Source organism: Agrobacterium vitis (assembly GCF_014926405.1).
GTDB lineage: Bacteria > Pseudomonadota > Alphaproteobacteria > Rhizobiales > Rhizobiaceae > Allorhizobium > Allorhizobium vitis_H.
The window spans coordinates 291,996-310,708 of sequence record NZ_JACXXJ020000005.1 but is presented as its reverse complement, the minus strand read 5'-3'; the positions used below and the strand labels follow the sequence as shown (position 1 = coordinate 310,708).

The window sequence follows — 18,713 nt, the reverse complement described above, 5'->3', positions numbered from 1 at the left end:
GTGGCATCCTGCGGCATCTGTTGTGATCCGTCAGGCGCGCTTTAACGCTCTCTCTTTGCTGCATGATTTCGAACCGGATTGAGCTCGCATGCCCATGCAGCCGCGAATTGGCGCCCTTATAAGGCCCTGTGGCTTGCCATTCAAGGGGGGCGAAGCTGCGAAGAGCCCTTCTGCCCTGGAACAATAAGGCTTTCCTTCCGTTGCCCTGCTGAAGAACACCAGCGAGAAGAGAGGAAAGCCAATGGTTAATCTCACGCAAGCCCGCGAAGAGCCCGCCCGCCAGCTTTGGGAGGAAATCGAAGCCATTCATGCCGGCATGCTCGGCCTGGAAGGCTCCACCACGCATATGCAGCCGATGGCGCCTTACGGGGATCCGAAAACCAATACAGTGTGGTTTTTCACCCGGACCGATTCAGATTTTGTCCAGAATATCCGCCCCGGCAGCCGGGCGCATTTCTGCGTGGTCGGCAAAAACCACGATTACCATGCCAGCCTGTCCGGCGTTATCGATGTGCGCCGCGATCCGAGCAAGATCGATGAATATTGGAGTTCGGTGGTCGAGGCCTGGTATCACAACGGCAAGAAAGACCCTGATCTCACCATGCTCGCCCTGCATATCGACGATGCCGAAGTCTGGGCCTCTACCGGCAATCCACTGAAATTCGGCTGGGAAATCGCCAAGGCCAACATTGACGGCGAAAAACTACCGGATGTGGGACAGCATCACCATCTGACCTTCGCCTAACGGATATTATTTGCCCTTCAAAAGCCGCTGAGCACCAGGATCAGCGGCTTTTTCGGCAGGCTGCGCATGGAAACGGTCACGGCATTGGTTTCCACAATCCTGACATCAAAACCTGGACCGAATAGCCCAACAAAATCATTGACGATAGGCCCGCGCCGGTGCATGGGCAAGATCAGTGCCGAGCGCAGCCGTTTTACCATTCGGCTCATACTGTCGCTGCCCAGCGTCAGCCCGCCATCGACAGGCACCATCACCACATCCAGCCGGCCAATGGCGGCAAATTGTTTGTCCGTCAATTCATGATGTAGATGACCGAGATGGCCAATGCACAGCCCGGCGACCTCGAAAATGAAGATCGAATTGCCATTAGGCTCGAAATCACCGCCCCAGCTGCGGATATCGGTGGGAACGTTGCGGATATAGGCATCGCCCACCACAAGGTTGTGGTGAACCGGCTCCCCCGGCTGCGCATCGTTCCAGCCATGCAGAACCTGGGCGATACCAGGGTCGGGCGACAGCGTATAATGGCTGGAATGGGCCTTGTTCATCGTCACCACATCCGGTGTCCGCGCGGAGCGCAGGTATCCGCTGTAATCGGTATCGATCGTCAGGCCCTGCGGCGTTTCAATCTCGAAGGTGGAATGACCGAGAAAGGTGATGGTGACGTTTTCCGCCAGGGCCGCCAGGCGCAGCGGCCCCTTATCCGTGTCAGCGCTGGCAAATTGCGCATTAGAAAACCGAGCACCGGGAAGCTGGTTGGCCACCAATTGGCATTGGCTGACAGGGGGACGGCTAACGGCAGGGCGGGCGGCAGAGCTTTTGTCATCCGCCAGGGCAAAGCCCGGAAGAAGGCTGAGAATACCGAAGATCACCAGCATTCGCGTCATCATGCCCGCCTCAGCTCCTGCCAGCGTTGCATCATGCACACCAAAGTAACCGAAGAATGCGCCGTATAAAAGCGCCGCATGGAATTTATGCTGAAATGTGACCGGCCCATGCGATACGGCATCGGGGTCGGTCTTGGCCGCTACTTTTGCACAGCCGCCCGCAGCTTATGGCGCAGGCCCGCCAGCCAATGGGCCATGCCCGTCAGGCTGAGGAAGGCGGGCGCGTTATCGGTTGGCGCGACAGCTTCCATCGAGACGCCCACGGAGGAAATATGGCCGGTCTCGCCGAGATCGCGGACGATCAAAATCAGATGGCCAAGACGGACCCGGTCGGCATATTCGGCCTTGCCGCCGAGGCGCGCTTCCATCAGTTCGCCAACGGTTTTTTGCCGGTCGGTCTCGTTCAAAAGCCCGGGCCCGTAGGCCGCATCCAGTTCGGCGGCGGGACGCGAGGGTGAAATGGTAAAGGTGCCGAAAAACTCGCTATCGTCCTCATCGACAGGCGCCTTGCTGGCAAACAACCGGTCGAGCAGCCGCGAGTAACCGGGGGCGATGAACAGATAGACCTGATCGTTTTCCCTGAGACGCCCCGCATATTGAAACCGCATCGACTTGCCATCGCGGATCACCAGCGATGGCATGGCCCAGCGCGGAATGCGCGCGCCGCTGAGCACTGGACTGCCCGCCACGACGCGGTAGGACAGCAGCTCGTGATGGGCGGCACCCGGCAGGTCCAGCTCCACCTTGTCGATCGCGCCGATGCGCGGCGGGATGATCAGGCCAAGCCGCTTGGCCATCGGCTTGATGGTCCAGCCCTGAAGCAGCAGCGAAATCATCACCACGATGAAGGCGGTGTTGAAATAGACTTCGCCACCCTTGAGATCACCGAGGATCGGCAGAATGCCGAGCAGGATGGATACCGCGCCGCGCAAGCCGACCCAGGAAATGAACCGCTTTTCCTGATGGGTATAATCGAAGGGAATGAGACACAGCCAGACCGCCGCTGGCCGGGCGATAAACACCAGAAACAGGCCCAGAACCACAGCCGGAAACAGGATCTTGATGAAATGCGACGGCGTGGCCAAAAGACCCAGCACCAGGAACATGATGATCTGCGCCAGCCAGGTCATGCCCTCCTGGAAGCGGGCAATGGAAGCGCTGCCGGGGATCTTGCGGTTACCGGCATAGATGCCCGCGACATAGACAGCCAGGAAGCCGCTGCCGCCGATGGCGCCGGTATAGGAAAAGATCACCATCGACATGGCCAGCACGATGATTGGCAACAGGCCGCGATCAATCGGGATCTTCTTGACGATCATCGCCATCATCGCCCCGCCGATCAGCCCGAGCGCCAGGCCCATGCCCATCTGCTCGACGAACATCCGCAGCAGGCTCCAGTCGAGACCGGTATGATCCTTGCCGGTGGATACCATCTGCACCAGCGCCAGGGTGAGAAAGATCGCCATAGGATCGTTGGTGCCGGATTCCACTTCCAGCGAGGAGCGCACCTTGTCGCGGATATTGATGCCGCCAATGCGCAATAGGAAGAACACCGCCGCCGCATCGGTGGAGGCGACGATGGAGCCAAGCAGCATGCCTTCCAGCAGCGACAATTTCAAAAGCCAGGTGGCCAGCAGACCGAACAGACCCGCCGTTAACAAAACCCCGACCGTCGCCAACATGATCGACGGTGCTGCCGCTTGGCGGAAGGATTGCAACGAGGTTGTATAGCCGGAATCAAACAGGATAACGGCCAGCGCCAGAGAGCCGATGGTATAGGCAACGGAATGATTGTCGAAATGAATGCCAAGGCCATCGACCCCGGCCATCAACCCAATCACCAGAAACAACAGCAACAGCGGCGCGCCAAAGCGAAAGGCGATCAGGCTGGAAAAAGCCGCAAACAGGATCAGCGCCGTCAGAACCAGCGTGACGATGTAGAAATGTTCCAATCCTTCGCCCTTTCTGGCCTTCGCCCCAGTCTGGCCTTCGCCCTTGCCTGGCGCGATACTCAGCCCAAAGACATCGCTCCACCAGCAACGGCCTGCGCACCATGGCGCCGAACGGCAGACCTCTGATGCCAAAGGCCAGACGGTCGAGACAGACGGAGCGGGAGGCAATGGCGGCAGAATCGCCTTGAATTTCCTCAGCAATACTATTGATCAGACTGGGGCGAAATTACAAAACGAATTATGGCGATACCGGGGAAAATGGCGGGCGGCGTGTGGTGGGGGGTGGTTTGGCGTGGAGTGCTTGGCAGGACCTCTCTGCTGGGAGAGGACGCGAGCGGGATTGGATGGCAAGTGACACCGAGATAGCTCTATGGAACAGCGGTTTAGGGCCAACAGGAGACATTGCTCAAAATCATCCCGTCGTAGAATACGCGATTTCGAAACAAACCTTATAGAGGTTGCAACTCAGCTTTATACCCGTTTACAGTGGCAAGACGATAAAGCGCAACGTACTTGAGGACTTTATGACGAATAGGCTCGCGGCACTCTCCAATTCTAATCAATTCAGAAGGTATAAAAGTATAAAAATTTTAATAATTATATTTATGAGTGTATTTTTGTTTATATTAACAGTTTACTTCAATCCGTCATACGGAGAATCAACATATGTGTTTTCAATATTACTTATAATATTTGGCTTAGTTACAACAAATATAATATTACGAGTTTATCACCCAACTGAAGTTTACATGATGTGGCTGGCGTTTTTCTTGTCATTGTACACTTGCTCCATCGCGCTATATATGGTCGAAGGCGTATATGGGCTAGATGATGGGTTTCTCAATGTCAAATATATATCCGAACTAGAGACAAATGGGTTTATAGAAGCGCTTAGTCAATGGTATATTTCAACGTCTGGAAATTTATGGCATGAATTAATTAATATATTTTTATTAATCGGACTAATAATAATCCCTCAAGTATTTAGTTACATAATAAGTGGAATTTTTGGTTGTGCGCAAACGCCATATTTCATTGTCGCATCCACCAACTTTGCAATTATTTTTATTATTAAGAGCATATGTGTATTTTGTGCATTACAATTTTCTATTGAAGCCGTAAGATGGTATACAGTTGGACCAGAAGATATCGAATGGGAAATGCACATCGTTATTCAAAACCTTTATTTGCTGCTTATCGCGTTTTCTCTGGCTGCGGCGTACTATTTCATTCCTAATGGTTGGCTCGCTTTCATTCAGTCGCACCACTCAGATGCCGTTAACAAGGTAATTTCCTTTATGACGCGCCACAACTATGCAAATCCTCCTCACGAAACTCGATAAGCGAAATTATAAGAGATCTTTAAGTATTGCTAGGCTCCTTTTCTTTGAATGGGTCAGGTAATTTTATCTCAAAACCTTTCATCGAAGTCGAAAATTCGCGGCTGATTTTTTCTAGGGCCAAAGTCCGCTTGGGCCAGTTTTAGACTTTAACGCCTATTATCCATAGGCCTACTTTCTTTCTAGGAATTGTCACGGCGGACAATCCAATAACGGCCCCGTTGTGGATATCGTCCGCGCTACCAAAGCCATGGATCAAATCCCTCATATTCCTACAGTATGGCTTCAGTCATGGCTGAGTTCCATTTTGTTACCCGCAGGCAGTGACTATCTTCAATTCTAGTTGGGGAGACCTGTTAGCCCTCGCGACTTAGAAATAGCGGACGATAAAAAAATATCAGATGATCCTTTCCCAATTGCTGTTGTCGAGGATAAGTCATGAACTCCACTGCTAAAGGCGATCGGCTGGAAAATGCACTTTTCGATTATCTTATCGATCAGCAGGAGCGGGGCGATCTCATCTATGGCGTTTATCCAGCTGATCGATGCATAATCCACAAGAAGGCGAAATATCCCTGTCCAGAGAGGAAAAAGCCCGTCGAATTTGACATTGTCATTGAGGTTTACCGTGAGGGAAGAAAGACACCGCATTCCTACGCAGTGTTTGAATGCAAGAATTACAAATCCGGTGTTCCAGAAGATCGGGTGAGTGTATTCTCAGACCAGATCGGGCGAGTATTCGGACACTCCGTCAAAGGCATTCTCGTTGTGTCATCACGCTTGCAATCAGGCGCGGAGATGATCGCTAGAAGCAGATCGATGGGCATCGTAAAGTTTAATGAGACTGGGGTAGATGTCGTGGCAGATCGACGTCACCAATACGCTATCGAAAGCGCCTTTGTAAAATCGCAGATATTTGAGGAGGAACATCGCGTCAAGTCTCTGAAATTCTCTGCTTACTTTGACGGGAAATTCTTCAGCAGCGTAGGTGCTTTGTTACACTGCTTCTATCAGGAGGCAACCAACAAAACTACTGGAGCGGGTGCCAGCGTTTCTGTCCCGTACAGATCACTAGATGACATCAGGGCTTTTGCCACTGATATTGTGGAGGGAATTGGCTATAAAACCGGACCTGTTGATCTCGGTGAAATTTGCGGAACAATGTCCCTCGAACTAACGTTCAGTCAGAGAAATGTTGTCGATGAAGATGGCATGTTGATTCTGGGTTCGGCTAATTTCGATCGGAACTCGATTGAAATAAACTCTCACGACAACGAGTTCAGAGAACGCTTCACCATCGGCCACGAAATTGGTCACTTCTGCCTTGCGCACGGATACTATCTTCGCTCTGAAACCGTAATTGAGCGAGACCTGTTGGTAGATGTTGAAGAGGCCGAGAATCTCAATTTCACACGGTTAGAATTACAGGCGAATCTATTCGCGTCAGAGATAATATTACCGGATAAAGTTTTTCGAATCGCTGTGGAGGTAGGCTGTGAAAGACTGAAAATGCGCGACATCGGTTTTGGCCGTATCTACGTCAACGATAAGCCTTGGACGTACCAACCTTACAATGATTTGATTTCGGAACTCTCGCAATATTTCCATGTCTCAAAGCAGGCAACGGAAATTAGGTTAAAGAAACTCGGGCTCGTAAATGATCAGCGTAAGTTCGGAAACAGCTCGAGCGCAAGCTTGATCGGAGAGATATTCAATAATATTAACGAAAATAAATAATGATATAAAAGTGATTGGTCTAAGTGGTTGGAACCCTATCTTCAGGAGAGGTCAGCTGGAGCACTAGATTATTATCACTGAAGTAATATTGACATATAAAAACATTCCTACGGCCTTCATAAACATTAAGTGTAATTTAAGCGGTCATATCACCAGATCATCCAAAACTGGAACACTCGATAAACTCCCTGATTACCTTCGCATGATTGAAAAGCGTAGTTATCGGTTTTCGGATTTGGAATCCTAGTTGTTTAGTAGCTGACGCTCTGCTCACGACCTAAAGTTATCGTTGTTGGCATTTGGCACCTAATTCCAGAAACAACCGGCATTCCATTAAAGCGAACGGTGTTATAGGCCGAAACCGATAACCTCAATCCCCCACATCCCGCTCTCCACCCCCCTCCTCCCTCAAAAACCGCCGCACCCGAGCCAGCGCATCAGCCGGATCGGATTTGCGGCGGTATTCTTCCAGGATGATTTGCTCGATTTTTTGGCGGGTTTCCAGGTTGCTGCGCGCCGGGTCGTCCGGGGGCATCAGTCTGCGGCGGGCTTCTTCCAGGCGGTGTTGAAGGTCGGTGGTGGCTTCGAGGATGGTGCTGTCGATGCTGGCTGGCGGGTCATCCGGTTGGGGTTCCAGCAGGTCGAAGGTGACCGAGCGTGGCAGGTCTCGCCGCAGCGCCAGCCGGTAGCGTAGCAGCAGGGCCAGCACGCCCATTGCGAAAACCGGTGGCATGACGATGGCTATCGCCTTCACCCAATCGGCCATGGATTGCCATGTATCGAAAATATCGGCCCAGACATTATAATCGGCCATCGTCCATTCCTCCCGCACTTGTGAGCCAAGCGATCACCGGAGGATTTTGCCCTCTGGTGATCGGGGAGTTCGAAAGCCGCACACAAACGACTGCCTTGGCCTTTAAGCCGAAGCTCTGGACATGCACCAAGGCCTCCCCGACCATAGAAGGATGGAGAGTGGACCGTATAGACATAGTCCACCGCCTCAGCCACAAACCTATGGCTGAGGGGTGTCATTTAACGACCGACACAGGCCGTTGTGTGAGGAGTTTCGATACTCCAGGACCAGCGCGTTACAACTGGTCCCGCAACTGGTTTAGCGTATAACGAGTGGAGAGGGGAAGCGGATTTTTTGGGCTCGTATTTCAGGTCCAAACCGAATCACAGTCAAAACCATTTTAGCTCTGCGTGCTTGGCTCCCCCCTCACCCCGCCTCCGCTACGCTCGGCGGACCTCTCCCCGCTGGGGCGAGGAGAGAAGCCCACGCTGCGGCTCTTTCCCTCTTCTCCCCCATTCCCTATGTAAAGTGGGGGGAGAAGGTGGCGGCAGCCGGATGAGGGGGCGGCGGAGCCGAAACCCGCGTTCTCGTCGAAATCAACCGCACGGGCTCTATAACCGAGGCGTTTTGAGTCTGCCGATGCTGGCCGCCCCATTTTAGCCCAAGCAAACAAAAAAGCGGACCAGTTTCCCGATCCGCTTCTATCATATCGTCCAGGCAGCGAAGCTGCTCAGATCAGCTTGCCCATGGCGACGGCTGTGTCGGCCATGCGGTTGGAGAAGCCCCATTCGTTGTCGTACCAGGACAGGATGCGCACCAGCTTGCCGCCGTCCATGACCTTGGTCTGGTCGCCGGAGAAGGTCGAGGAATGGCTGTCGTGGTTGAAGTCGATGGAAACCAGCGGCTCTTCGGTATAGCCGAGAATGCCCTTCAACTCGCCTTCCGACGCTGCCTTGATGGCGGCGTTGATTTCTTCCTTGGTCACAGCGCGACCGGGGATGAACTTCAGGTCAACAACCGAGACGTTCGGGGTCGGAACGCGGATGGCCGAACCGTCCAGCTTGCCCTTCAGTTCCGGCAGAACCAGGCCAACGGCCTTGGCGGCACCGGTCGAGGTCGGGATCATCGACAGCGCGGCAGCGCGGGCGCGGTGCAGGTCCTTGTGCATCGTATCCAGCGTCGGCTGGTCGCCGGTGTAGGAATGGATGGTCGTCATGTAGCCGCTTTCGATACCGACGAGCTTTTGCAGCACGTAAGCAACCGGTGCCAGGCAATTGGTGGTGCAAGACGCGTTGGAAACGACCAGGTCATCCTTGGTCAGCGTGTTGTGGTTAACGCCGAAAACGATGGTCTTGTCGGCACCATCAGCAGGCGCCGAAACCAGCACGCGCTTCGAGCCATTGGCCAGGTGCAGCGATGCCTTTTCCTTGGCGGTGAAAATGCCGGTGCATTCCAGCGCGATATCGACATTGCTCCAGGGCAGGTCCTTGGGATCGCGAACCGCTGTCACCTTGATCGGCGCGCGACCGTCGATGATGATGCTGTCGCCTTCAACCTTGACGGTCGAGGGAAAACGGCCATGGACGCTATCATAGCGCAGCAGATGCGCATTGGTTTCGACCGGGCCAAGATCGTTGATGGCCACGACCTCAATGTCGGTCCGACCGGATTCGATGATACCGCGCAGCACATTGCGGCCGATACGGCCAAAGCCGTTGATGGCAACTTTCACAGTCATTGCATAACTCCCGCTTCTCGGATGGCTCCGGGCTGCTGGGTGGCCCCCGGAACGGTGATGGTCTGGAACGGCACGACGATGGCCAAGCGGTTCTCGCCTTGGGCAGCCCCAGGCATTGGGTAAAGGCACTCATGTGGTAAAGGCGTTCAGTCAAGCCCGAAGAGAAGCGGGCCCGCCAGACCCGCTCTTGAACCCTCTTCAGGAAAGCTTGGCTTCAGCCGCTTCGACAATCGCTTCAACGGTGATGCCGAAATGCTTGTACAATTCCTTGTAGGGGCCGGAAGCACCGAAGGACTTCATGCCGATAAAGGTGCCGTGCGAGCCGATGATCTCATCCCAGCCCTGACGGATCGCCGCTTCGACGCCGATCTTCACCGGAGCCGTGCCGATCACCGCATTGCGGTATTCCTCTGGCTGCTCGAAGAACAGTTCGAAGCACGGCACGGACACGACGCGGGCGGCAATGCCCTTGGCGGCCAGCGCTTCGCGCGCCTGGATCGCCAGTTCGACTTCCGAACCGGTGGCAAAGATCGAAACCTTGGCATCATCAGCGCCGATCAGTTCATAACCGCCCTTGGCCGACAGGTTTTCCGCCGAATATTCGGTGCGGGCTGCGATCAGGTTCTGACGGGTCAGCGCAATGCCGGACGGACGATCCGTGTGGGTCAAGGCGATCTGCCAGCATTCCGCCACTTCCGTGGCATCCGCCGGGCGAAACATCATCAGGTTGGGGATGGCGCGCAAGGCTGCCATCTGCTCGACCGGCTGGTGGGTCGGGCCATCTTCGCCAAGACCGATGGAATCATGGGTCAGAACGTGAATGACGCGAATGCCCATCAAGGAGGCCAGACGGATCGACGGACGGCAATAATCCGAGAAAATCAGGAAGCCGCCGGAATACGGAATGAGACCGCCATGCAGGGCGATGCCGTTCATCGCCGCCGCCATGCCATGCTCACGAATACCCCAATGCACGTAACGGCCTGAGAAATCGGTCGGCGTGATCGACGCGGTCTGGCTGGTCTTGGTATTGTTGGAGCCGGTCAGGTCGGCAGAACCGCCAAGCGTTTCGATCACCACGCCATTGATGACCTCAAGCGCATCCTCGGAGGATTTGCGGGTGGCAAGCGTTGGCTTGGTCTCGGCCAGCTTCTTCTTATAGGCGTCGATGGCAGCATCGAAACCTTCAGGCAGCTTACCAGCGAAGCGGCGGGTAAACTCGGCCTTGTGATCGGAGCCTTCCAGACCCTTTTCCCATTCGGCACGTGTGGAGGCACCACGCGCACCGGCTTCGCGCCAGGCGTCCAGCACATCGGCGGGCACGTGGAAAGGCTCATCAGCCCAGCCCAGCGCCTTGCGGGTGGCTGCAATTTCGTCGGCACCGAGCGGCGAGCCATGCACCTTATGGGTGCCGGCCTTGTTGGGAGAACCAAAGCCGATCACCGTCTTGCAGGCGATCATCGTTGGCTTTTCGGAAAGCTGGGCGGCGGACAGTGCAGCCGAAATCGCTTCCGGGTCGTGACCGTCAACAGCCATCGTGTTCCAGCCCGAAGCGCGGAACCGGCCATGCTGGTCGGTGCTGTCGGCCAGCGAAATCGCGCCGTCGATGGAAATGCCGTTATCGTCCCAGAGCACGATCAGCTTGTTAAGCTTCAGATGGCCGGCCAGCGAAATCGCTTCCTGGCTGATGCCTTCCATCAGGCAGCCATCGCCAACGATGGCATAGGTGTGGTGATGCATCAGCTCGCTGCCGAATTCGGAAGCCAGCTTCTTTTCGGCAATCGCCATGCCGACGGCATTGGCAACACCCTGGCCGAGCGGGCCGGTTGTCGTCTCGATGCCCGAGAGATGGCCATATTCCGGATGGCCTGCGGTTTTCGAGCCGAGCTGGCGGAAATTCCTGATATCGTCGATGGAAATGTCTTCATAGCCGGTCAGGTAAAGGACCGAATAGAGCAGCATGGAGCCGTGGCCAGCCGACAGCACGAAACGGTCGCGATTGGCCCATTTTGGTGCCTTGGGATCGAAATTCAAAAAGCGGGTAAACAGCACCGTCGCGACATCGGCCATGCCCATCGGCATGCCGGGATGGCCGGAATTGGCCTTTTCGACCGCATCCATGGACAGAAATCGGATCGCATTGGCCATCCGGTTGTGCTTTTCGGGAGAAATCATGACTGTTCCGCCTGTTCCGGGTCTCGATGGACGAACGCCGTTCGGGCGAACGTCAGAAAGTGGGTGATCCTTAACATCTAGGACGGGCAAGTCAATAAATTGAGGCCGGGTGATTGCGTGGAAGGCATATTTTCGGTTTTTGCCTTAATATTGATCATTGTCTCGTATTGATGCGCGCCATGGACGGCGGCGGGTCTACTCGTCCACAAGCATGACACACAGAAAAGCCGGGGTTTGTTGACGCAAGCTACAGGCAATGACTAATGTCGCATGAGAACTATAGGGGCCAAGGGGTCGATTCGGCTTGCCTTTTGGAGTTTGTCAGGGAAAAATGAAGCCGGTTTTCCGAAACGACAAAGACGAGCAAGAATATCTGGGACGACCAAGAACATCTGGAGGCTTTCCGGTTCGACCAGAGCCTGAAAACTTCATCAGCCGGGGCAGAGTAGAGATGGCGACGGATAAGGCAGAAGCCGCGCTCGGCGCATTGAGACAGGCCATTTCCGGCCTGGAAAATGCCATAGACATGCGACTGGAACTGCAACGCGCCAATGGCGAGGTGGAGCAGGAGGTGAAGCGCGTCCATATCGACCGCGCCCGTCTTGCCCAGGAGCTTGACCAATCGCAATTTCGCGCCAACCGGCTGGAAGAGGTCAATCGCGAAGTCTCGCGCCGCCTGGTCACCGCAATGGAAACCATCAGGGCCGTACTGGACCGTTAGGCCAGCCTCGCCTCACTCAGGGATCATTCGACAGACATGGCACAAGTCACGGTCACCATCGATGGAAAAGCCTATCGCATGGCCTGCGAGGAAGGGCAGGAAAACCACCTGACCGATCTGGCCAGCCAGTTCGACCGTTATGTCAGCCACCTCAAAAGCCAGTTCGGCGAAATCGGCGACCTGCGCGTTACCGTGATGGCGGGCATTATGGTGATGGACGAATTGTCCGAGCTGAAACGCCGGATTGCCTCCGCCGAAGCCACCTCAGCCGGCGCTATCGGCCGTGAGGATGACATCCTCGCTGCCATCACGGAATTGACCGAGCGCCTCAACGGCCTGACCCGCAAACTGACCGAAAAGCCGCAGGCTGCGGCCAGCCCAACTGAAAACCAGCACCACTGAAATAAACATGGCTGCAACCGTCAGCACCACTGGCGCAAGGACCGGAATGCGCCTATATCAGTTATGCGGTCTGCGCCTCTCGACAGGAACACACAATCCCTGGGGCCATACCCGATCTTGAGGGAGCTGTCCCTGTTCGGACCCGTGGGTTCGGACATACGGCGCCCACCTACTTTGTAGGCTCCCAGGATCGCAAAAATCCATCGGTTGCGTGGACCGCACTTTTCCCTTCCATCAGTTTCAGACGGTTTTGGCGCAGCTACCGCTTCGTTCAAAACGGCTTGCTTTCAAAGCAGCGGGCGCGGCACAATACACGGTACTGCTGCATAATTCCCGGAAACAGCCATGTACCAACCACCGCATTTTCGCCAGACCGACCACGAAGCGCTTTGCCAGTTCATCGTTGCACAGCCGTTTGGCCTGCTGATCACCTCTGGAAGCGGCGGATTGCTCGCCAATCCCCTGCCCTTCTTCCTCTTGCGCAGTAACGACACGCAGCCGGACCGGCTGCTGGCCCATATGGCGCGGGCCAATCCGCAATGGCAGGCCATCGATGCGGGAGACGAGGTTCTCGTCGCCTTCATGGGCTCTGACCATTACATCTCACCCAATTGGTATCCCAGCAAGCAGGAGACCGGCAAAGTCGTGCCAACCTGGAATTACCAAACCGTGCAGGTCAGAGGCATGGCAAAAGCGCATCAGGACCCAGCCTGGCTGCTGGCGCAGGTCCGCCTGCTGACCGATCAGATGGAAGCCTCCGGTCCTCGCCCCTGGGCTGTCGATGACGCGCCGGACAATTTCGTCGCCGCCCAGATGCGCGGCATCGTTGGGGTCGAAGTGCAGATTTCTCATCTCGAGGGTAAGCTGAAGGCCAGCCAGAACAGGACCGACATCGACCGGCAAGGCGTGCTGGATGGGCTTGGCGAGCAAGCAACGCCCCAAGCCGAAGCCATGGCCGCGTTGATGCGACGTGCCAAGAGCTGAGCCAAAAAGGGAATAAGGTGGTTTGAGACCCTAGAGCAGCTTGGTTCAATCTGAACCTCACTGGTCCAAGACTTTAAGCAAAAGAAATATCGAGGCAGCTTCCACCCTGTCGAAACGATGGAAGCTGCCGCTACTGCTTAAAACTCTTCCCAATTGTTGCCGCCGGAGGCGCTGGAGGCCGCAGCGGCAGATGAGCCACCAGTGAAGGCGCTGGCCAGCTTGCCCATCATCGAGCGCGCCGGAGAACCGACCGGGCGGGAGGTGGGCTGGGCAGGCTTGATGCGCGATGCGGCCAAAGGCTTGGCGGCAGGTGCCCGTGGTGCAGGTGCTGGCTGATGGTTTGGCGCCCAGGATGCGGCCTCTCCCGGCACCTTGAACTCGGCAATCAGGCTGACCAATGTGGTGGCGCTTTCGGCGAGCTTGTGGGTCACGGCAGTGGTTTCTTCCACCATGGCGGCGTTTTTCTGGGTGAACTGGTCCATATGGTTGACGGAGGTGTTGATCTCCTGCAAGCCGGTGCTCTGTTCGCGCGAGGACGTCGCAATCTCGGCAATCAGGCCATTGATCATCGACACCTGTTGGGAAATCGCTCCAAGCGCATCGCCGGTTTCGCGCACCAGCCTGACGCCGCCAGCCACTTCCGTCCCCGACTTGCTGATCAACGCCTTGATATCCTTGGCGGCATTGGCGGAGCGCTGCGCCAGTTCGCGCACTTCCTGAGCAACCACTGCAAAGCCCTTGCCCGCCTCTCCGGCCCGTGCTGCTTCGACACCGGCATTGAGCGCGAGAAGATTGGTCTGGAAGGCGATTTCGTCGATCACATTGATGATCTTGGAAATTTCGCTCGAGGCCTGTTCGATCCGACCCATGGCCGACACCGCATCGGCCACCACCTTGGACGAGCCTTCTGTGCTGACCTGAGCATCGGAGGCGAGAGCCGCGGCCTGTTGGGCACGGTCGGCGGCACTGCGCACTGTGCCGGTGACCTGTTCCAGCGCTGCCGAGGTCTCTTCCAGAGAGGCTGCCTGCTGCTCGGTGCGGCTGGCCAGCGCGCCTGCGGCGCTGCGCATTTCATTACCGCTGGCCTCGACCGACATCGCCTCGTTGCGCAAACGGGCGAAGGCCAGGCTGAGATTGTTGACCGAATTGTTGAAATCGACCCGGAGCGGTTCAAGTTCAGGAATAAACGACTGGTCGATCCGCGTCGTCAGGTCGCCACTGCTCAGGCGGTTCATGGCAACCGCCAGCATATCGGCACAGTTTCGGATATTGGCGGCATCCGCATCCTTCTCAGCCTCACGCTCGGCCCGTTCCCGGTCGTTGCGCGCCCGCGTTTCGTTTGCGTCCTGTTCCAGTTGCAGCTTCTTGAGCGCATCTTCGCGGAAAACTTCCAGCGCCCGCGCCAGAGCGCCGATCTCGTTGCGCAAGCCCTGATGCGGGACTTCAACATCGGTCCGGCCATCGGCAAGACTGGATGCCGCCGCTGTCAGTTCCGGAATCGGGCGCATGGTCTTGCGGGTGATGAACACCATCAGCAGGAGGGAAACCAGCAAGGCGATACCCGCGGTAATCGCCACGGCTTGCGCCATCTGATCGCTGATACCGGCAATTTCGGCAACACGCACACCGGCGTAGAGAATGCCGATCACAGAACCGGAAGAATTGATGATCGGCTTGTAGATTGTATAGTAATCCGTGCCGAGAATGGCGGCCTGACCACGATACGTCTCACCCTTGACGAGGGCCGAATAGACGGCACCCGTTGGATCGAGCGGCGTGCCGACGGCGCGCTGGCCATCCGGCTTGATGATATTGGTTGTGCGGCGAATGTAACCCTTGGTCGCTTCATCCAGGGTAAACAGCGTCGCCGTCTGGCCCGTCATCCGGCCAATGGAATCGATCGTGTCATGATTGGCAAATTGCGCCGGCAGCGTCTGCGCCGAAATGCGTTCAACATTGCCATCCCGACCCCAGCTGACCTTCACACCAGGCACATCGCGCTCCAGCAACGTGGCCGCGACCCGCAGGCTGCTGTTCTGGCTGTCGATGGCCTGCTGCGTCACGCGCTCATGAACCTGCCGCGAAATCGTCCAGGCAACAGCGCCCAGAGATACAACCAATATCAGGGTCGTCACCACAGTGATCGTCCCGACCAGCCCGAAACGGGATAGAAATTTCATTGCCAAACCCTCAAATATTTATGGCCCCTTGAGCCTAAAATATTTGACGAGTGTTAAGGCAAGATTGTCACAAACCTTTCTCCAGCCCTTCACCGCCAAGGCCTTTACGTCCCATTCCAAGGGAAATAGCACCAATGCGGGACGCTTGCAGCGCGCATCTATCGGCAGAAAAGTGCAATTCTTTGATTATACAACAACATAAATACAAGACTAAATTAACTGTAACTAAAACACAAATTGTTCCATCGTGACCTGCTCTTGCAAAACAAAGAGCGATTATGGTTAAACAACTGCTAACAAAGAGAGAACACATGCCCTTGGACAGTACAAAAAACCATTTGCGCCAACAAAGCCTTGCCCGTCGGGACGCTATTCCCGCTCACATTCGCGCCGATCATTCGGCCACAATTGTCCATCACGGCGCCGGCGCCATCGAGATTGCCCCAAGCGCCATGGTTTCCGGCTTCCTGCCGATCCGCTCCGAAGTAGACACGCAACCGTTAATGGAGATGTTGCGCCAGCGCGGTGCCGATCTCTGCCTGCCCGTGGTTCTGGACCGCCAGACCATCTGCTTCCGGCAATGGCGCACGGACGACCCGCTGATCGATACCGGTTTTGGCACACGCGGTCCCGGCCCCGATGCGCCGGTGGTCGATCCACAGGTCCTGCTGATTCCGCTGGCCGCCTTCGACCGGCATGGCAACCGGATCGGCTATGGAGCAGGCCATTACGACCGGGCGATTGCCCGTTTGCATCAGAAAGGCCTTGATCCGCTTCTGATCGGCATTGCATTTGACTGTCAGGAAGTGGCAGATGTGCCTTTCGAACCCCATGACGTCGCTTTGCATGCCATTTTGACGGAAAGTGGATACAAGAACTTCAAGACCTGACTGGATTTAAGGAATGCGGCTGCTTTTTCTGGGCGATATGGTTGGCAAGACAGGCCGCACGGCGGTTTGGGAAAAGCTGCCCGGCCTGGTCTCCGACCTGAAACTGGATTTCGTCATCGTCAATGGTGAAAATGCCGCTGGCGGCTTCGGGATTACCGAGGATATTTTCCTCGAAACCATCAATGCCGGCGCAGATGTCGTCACCACGGGCAACCACGTCTGGGACCAGAAGGAAGCGATCACCTTTTCAGGTCGTCACGACCAGTTCCTGCGCCCGGCCAATTATCCGGCGGGGACACCCGGCAAAGGGTCCGGTCTCTATTATGCCCGCAACGGTGCGCGCGTGCTGGTCGCCAATATCATGGGCCGGGTCTTCATGCATCCAGAGTTGGACGATCCGTTCAAATCGGCGGAAACCATTCTGGCCGCCTGCCCCCTGAAGGAACAGGCCGACGCCATCATCTTCGACTTCCATGCCGAGGCCACCAGCGAAAAGCAGTGTTTCGGCCATTTCGTCGATGGCCGCGCCAGTTTCGTGGTCGGCACCCACACCCATGTGCCAACCGCCGATCACCAGATTCTCAATGGCGGCACCGCCTATATGTCGGATGCGGGCATGTGCGGCGACTATGATTCGTCGCTCGGCATGGAAAAGGAAGAGCCGCTCAACCGTTTCATTTCGAAAATGCCCAAGGGCCGGTTCGAAGCGGCCCACGGCCCGGCGACGATCTGCGGCGTCGGCGTCGAGATTTCCGACAGTACAGGCCTTGCCGAAAAGATCGCCCCTTTGCGCATCGGCCCGCGCCTCACGGAGACCATACCCGCTTTCTGGGCGTGAAGCCTTCGGCTTCATATCCTGATTGCGCCGGGCAACAGCCCGATCAATCTTGCCTCCTGCCGAGACCGGTGTAAGGTCCCGCGCAACACCGTAACGACAGTCAACACGGGAAACTCACCATGCCTGCTTTCAAGACACTTGACGATCTCACCGATATCGCCGGCAAGCGCGTACTGTTGCGCGTCGACCTGAACGTGCCCGTCTCCGGCGGCAAGGTGACGGATGCGACCCGCATCGAGCGCGTCGCCCCGACCATCAAGGAACTATCGGCCAAGGGCGCCAAGGTTATTCTGCTCGCCCATTTCGGTCGTCCCAAGGGCGAGCCGGTTGCCGATATGTCGCTGTCGCAGATCATTTCCGCCGTCGAGGAAGTGCTTGATCAGGCGGTCGCGTTTGGCGAAGACTGCGTTGGCGAACCGGCCGAAAGGGCCGTTGCCGCCCTGAACAACGGCGATATCCTGCTTCTGGAAAATACCCGCTTCCACAAGGGCGAGGAAAAGAACGACTCCGACTTTACCGCAGAACTCGCCAAGAACGGCGACATCTATGTCAATGATGCCTTTTCCGCTGCCCACCGCGCCCACGCCTCCACGGAAGGGCTCGCCCATATTCTGCCTGCCTATGCAGGGCGTACCATGCAGGCCGAGTTGGAAGCGCTGGAAAAGGGCCTCGGCAAGCCGACCCATCCGGTGGTCGCCATTGTCGGCGGTGCCAAGGTTTCCTCCAAGATCGACCTGCTGATGAACCTGGTCAAGAAGGTCGATGCGCTTGTCATCGGCGGTGGCATGGCCAATACCTTCATCGCCGCGCAGGGGATCGATGTCGGCAAGTCGCTGTGCGAACACGACCTGGCCGATACCGCCAAGCAGATCATGATCGAAGCAGAAACCGCTGGCTGCACCATCGTGCTGCCGGTGGACGGCGTCGTTGCCCGGGAATTCAAGGCCAATGCCGCCAATGAGACGGTCAGCGTCTCGGCCATTCCAGCCGACGCCATGATGCTGGATGTCGGTCCGAAATCGGTGGCGCTGGTCAATGACTGGATCAGCAAGGCGGCAACCCTGGTCTGGAACGGCCCGCTCGGCGCCTTTGAAATCCCCCCCTTCGATACCGCCACCGTTTCTGCCGCAAAACATGCCGCAGAGCGTAGCAAGGCTGGTAAGCTGGTCTCGGTGGCAGGCGGTGGCGACACGGTCTCGGCGCTCAATCATGCCGGTGTTGCCGACGACTTTTCCTATGTCTCGACCGCAGGCGGCGCTTTCCTGGAATGGATGGAAGGCAAGGAACTGCCCGGCGTTGCCGTATTGACCCGTCCGGCTTAACAACCGACG

The 18,713-nt window shown here is 56.4% G+C and carries 15 protein-coding genes and 1 other RNA gene; 10 read left to right on the top strand and 6 right to left on the bottom strand.

Translation table 11 applies throughout. The annotated features are described in order from the left end of the window. The first annotated feature begins 241 nt into the window (after positions 1-241). The gene (locus tag IEI95_RS12485; RefSeq protein WP_194416496.1) at positions 242-745 is read left to right on the top strand and encodes a pyridoxamine 5'-phosphate oxidase family protein; all 504 of its coding nucleotides are present in this window, start codon (positions 242-244) and stop codon (positions 743-745) included. Positions 746-762: 17 nt separating this feature from the next. Here IEI95_RS12485 and IEI95_RS12480 read toward each other — a convergent pair whose 3' ends face one another. Continuing rightward, entirely contained in the window at positions 763-1,635 is an 873-nt protein-coding gene (locus IEI95_RS12480; protein ID WP_194416495.1) for an MBL fold metallo-hydrolase, read from the bottom strand. A gap of 137 nt (positions 1,636-1,772) precedes the next feature. Then, positions 1,773-3,584: a potassium/proton antiporter gene (locus tag IEI95_RS12475; protein ID WP_156535959.1), complete on the bottom strand. Its 1,812-nt coding sequence runs from the start codon at positions 3,582-3,584 to the stop codon at positions 1,773-1,775. Between the two features lie 749 nt (positions 3,585-4,333). On the opposite strand from IEI95_RS12475, the gene IEI95_RS12470 reads away from it, so the two are divergent. Continuing rightward, complete coding sequence (locus IEI95_RS12470; RefSeq protein WP_194416494.1) at positions 4,334-4,927, top strand: hypothetical protein; 594 nt, start codon at positions 4,334-4,336, stop codon at positions 4,925-4,927. A 435-nt stretch (positions 4,928-5,362) separates the two neighbouring features. Next, entirely contained in the window at positions 5,363-6,661 is a 1,299-nt protein-coding gene (locus tag IEI95_RS12465) for an ImmA/IrrE family metallo-endopeptidase (RefSeq protein WP_194416493.1), read from the top strand. Between the two features lie 370 nt (positions 6,662-7,031). On the opposite strand, the gene IEI95_RS12460 is transcribed toward IEI95_RS12465, so the two are convergent. The 3 genes from IEI95_RS12460 to tkt all read right to left on the bottom strand — a co-directional run bounded on the left by IEI95_RS12460 (position 7,032) and on the right by tkt (position 11,367). Then, positions 7,032-7,475, bottom strand: coding sequence for a protein kinase (locus IEI95_RS12460; RefSeq protein WP_194416492.1), 444 nt, complete (start codon positions 7,473-7,475; stop codon positions 7,032-7,034). A 709-nt stretch (positions 7,476-8,184) separates the two neighbouring features. Next, positions 8,185-9,192 carry a type I glyceraldehyde-3-phosphate dehydrogenase gene (gene gap / locus IEI95_RS12455; protein WP_180606632.1) on the bottom strand — a complete coding sequence of 336 codons (1,008 nt, stop codon included), beginning with the start codon at positions 9,190-9,192 and terminating at the stop codon, positions 8,185-8,187. 198 nt (positions 9,193-9,390) lie between these two features. Next, positions 9,391-11,367 (bottom strand): transketolase, encoded by a 1,977-nt coding sequence (gene tkt / locus IEI95_RS12450; protein WP_156535964.1) that lies wholly within the window; start codon positions 11,365-11,367, stop codon positions 9,391-9,393. A gap of 451 nt (positions 11,368-11,818) precedes the next feature. On the opposite strand from tkt, the gene IEI95_RS12445 reads away from it, so the two are divergent. From IEI95_RS12445 to IEI95_RS12430, 4 genes are all read left to right on the top strand, one after another. Next, positions 11,819-12,088, top strand: coding sequence for a DUF4164 domain-containing protein (locus tag IEI95_RS12445; RefSeq protein ID WP_060718229.1), 270 nt, complete (start codon positions 11,819-11,821; stop codon positions 12,086-12,088). A gap of 36 nt (positions 12,089-12,124) precedes the next feature. Then, positions 12,125-12,490 (top strand): cell division protein ZapA, encoded by a 366-nt coding sequence (locus IEI95_RS12440; protein ID WP_070166708.1) that lies wholly within the window; start codon positions 12,125-12,127, stop codon positions 12,488-12,490. A gap of 64 nt (positions 12,491-12,554) precedes the next feature. Then, positions 12,555-12,712: non-coding RNA, 6S RNA (gene ssrS / locus IEI95_RS12435), on the top strand. Positions 12,713-12,835: 123 nt separating this feature from the next. Further along, positions 12,836-13,474, top strand: a complete 639-nt coding sequence (locus IEI95_RS12430; RefSeq protein ID WP_194416491.1) for an FMN-binding negative transcriptional regulator — start codon at positions 12,836-12,838, stop codon at positions 13,472-13,474. A gap of 137 nt (positions 13,475-13,611) precedes the next feature. Here the strand turns inward: IEI95_RS12430 and IEI95_RS12425 are convergent, their stop codons facing one another. Continuing rightward, positions 13,612-15,654, bottom strand: coding sequence for a methyl-accepting chemotaxis protein (locus IEI95_RS12425; protein ID WP_156535966.1), 2,043 nt, complete (start codon positions 15,652-15,654; stop codon positions 13,612-13,614). A 311-nt stretch (positions 15,655-15,965) separates the two neighbouring features. On the opposite strand from IEI95_RS12425, the gene IEI95_RS12420 reads away from it, so the two are divergent. The 3 genes from IEI95_RS12420 to IEI95_RS12410 all read left to right on the top strand — a co-directional run bounded on the left by IEI95_RS12420 (position 15,966) and on the right by IEI95_RS12410 (position 18,704). Continuing rightward, positions 15,966-16,544 (top strand): 5-formyltetrahydrofolate cyclo-ligase, encoded by a 579-nt coding sequence (locus IEI95_RS12420; protein ID WP_156535967.1) that lies wholly within the window; start codon positions 15,966-15,968, stop codon positions 16,542-16,544. Positions 16,545-16,557: 13 nt separating this feature from the next. Next, positions 16,558-17,382 carry a TIGR00282 family metallophosphoesterase gene (locus IEI95_RS12415; protein WP_015917040.1) on the top strand — a complete coding sequence of 275 codons (825 nt, stop codon included), beginning with the start codon at positions 16,558-16,560 and terminating at the stop codon, positions 17,380-17,382. 119 nt (positions 17,383-17,501) lie between these two features. Continuing rightward, entirely contained in the window at positions 17,502-18,704 is a 1,203-nt protein-coding gene (locus tag IEI95_RS12410; protein WP_156537071.1) for a phosphoglycerate kinase, read from the top strand. Positions 18,705-18,713 lie beyond the last annotated feature (9 nt).

Coding starts and splice junctions, on each gene's coding strand:
- IEI95_RS12425 (WP_156535966.1), bottom strand. CDS start 15,654: ATGAAATTTCTATCCCGTTTCGGGCTGGTCGGGACGATCACTGTGGTG.
- IEI95_RS12480 (WP_194416495.1), bottom strand. CDS start 1,635: ATGATGACGCGAATGCTGGTGATCTTCGGTATTCTCAGCCTTCTTCCG.
- gap (WP_180606632.1), bottom strand. CDS start 9,192: ATGACTGTGAAAGTTGCCATCAACGGCTTTGGCCGTATCGGCCGCAAT.
- IEI95_RS12410 (WP_156537071.1), top strand. CDS start 17,502: ATGCCTGCTTTCAAGACACTTGACGATCTCACCGATATCGCCGGCAAG.
- IEI95_RS12420 (WP_156535967.1), top strand. CDS start 15,966: ATGCCCTTGGACAGTACAAAAAACCATTTGCGCCAACAAAGCCTTGCC.
- tkt (WP_156535964.1), bottom strand. CDS start 11,367: ATGATTTCTCCCGAAAAGCACAACCGGATGGCCAATGCGATCCGATTT.
- IEI95_RS12485 (WP_194416496.1), top strand. CDS start 242: ATGGTTAATCTCACGCAAGCCCGCGAAGAGCCCGCCCGCCAGCTTTGG.
- IEI95_RS12415 (WP_015917040.1), top strand. CDS start 16,558: ATGCGGCTGCTTTTTCTGGGCGATATGGTTGGCAAGACAGGCCGCACG.
- IEI95_RS12440 (WP_070166708.1), top strand. CDS start 12,125: ATGGCACAAGTCACGGTCACCATCGATGGAAAAGCCTATCGCATGGCC.
- IEI95_RS12470 (WP_194416494.1), top strand. CDS start 4,334: ATGATGTGGCTGGCGTTTTTCTTGTCATTGTACACTTGCTCCATCGCG.
- IEI95_RS12445 (WP_060718229.1), top strand. CDS start 11,819: ATGGCGACGGATAAGGCAGAAGCCGCGCTCGGCGCATTGAGACAGGCC.
- IEI95_RS12430 (WP_194416491.1), top strand. CDS start 12,836: ATGTACCAACCACCGCATTTTCGCCAGACCGACCACGAAGCGCTTTGC.
- IEI95_RS12465 (WP_194416493.1), top strand. CDS start 5,363: ATGAACTCCACTGCTAAAGGCGATCGGCTGGAAAATGCACTTTTCGAT.
- IEI95_RS12460 (WP_194416492.1), bottom strand. CDS start 7,475: ATGGCCGATTATAATGTCTGGGCCGATATTTTCGATACATGGCAATCC.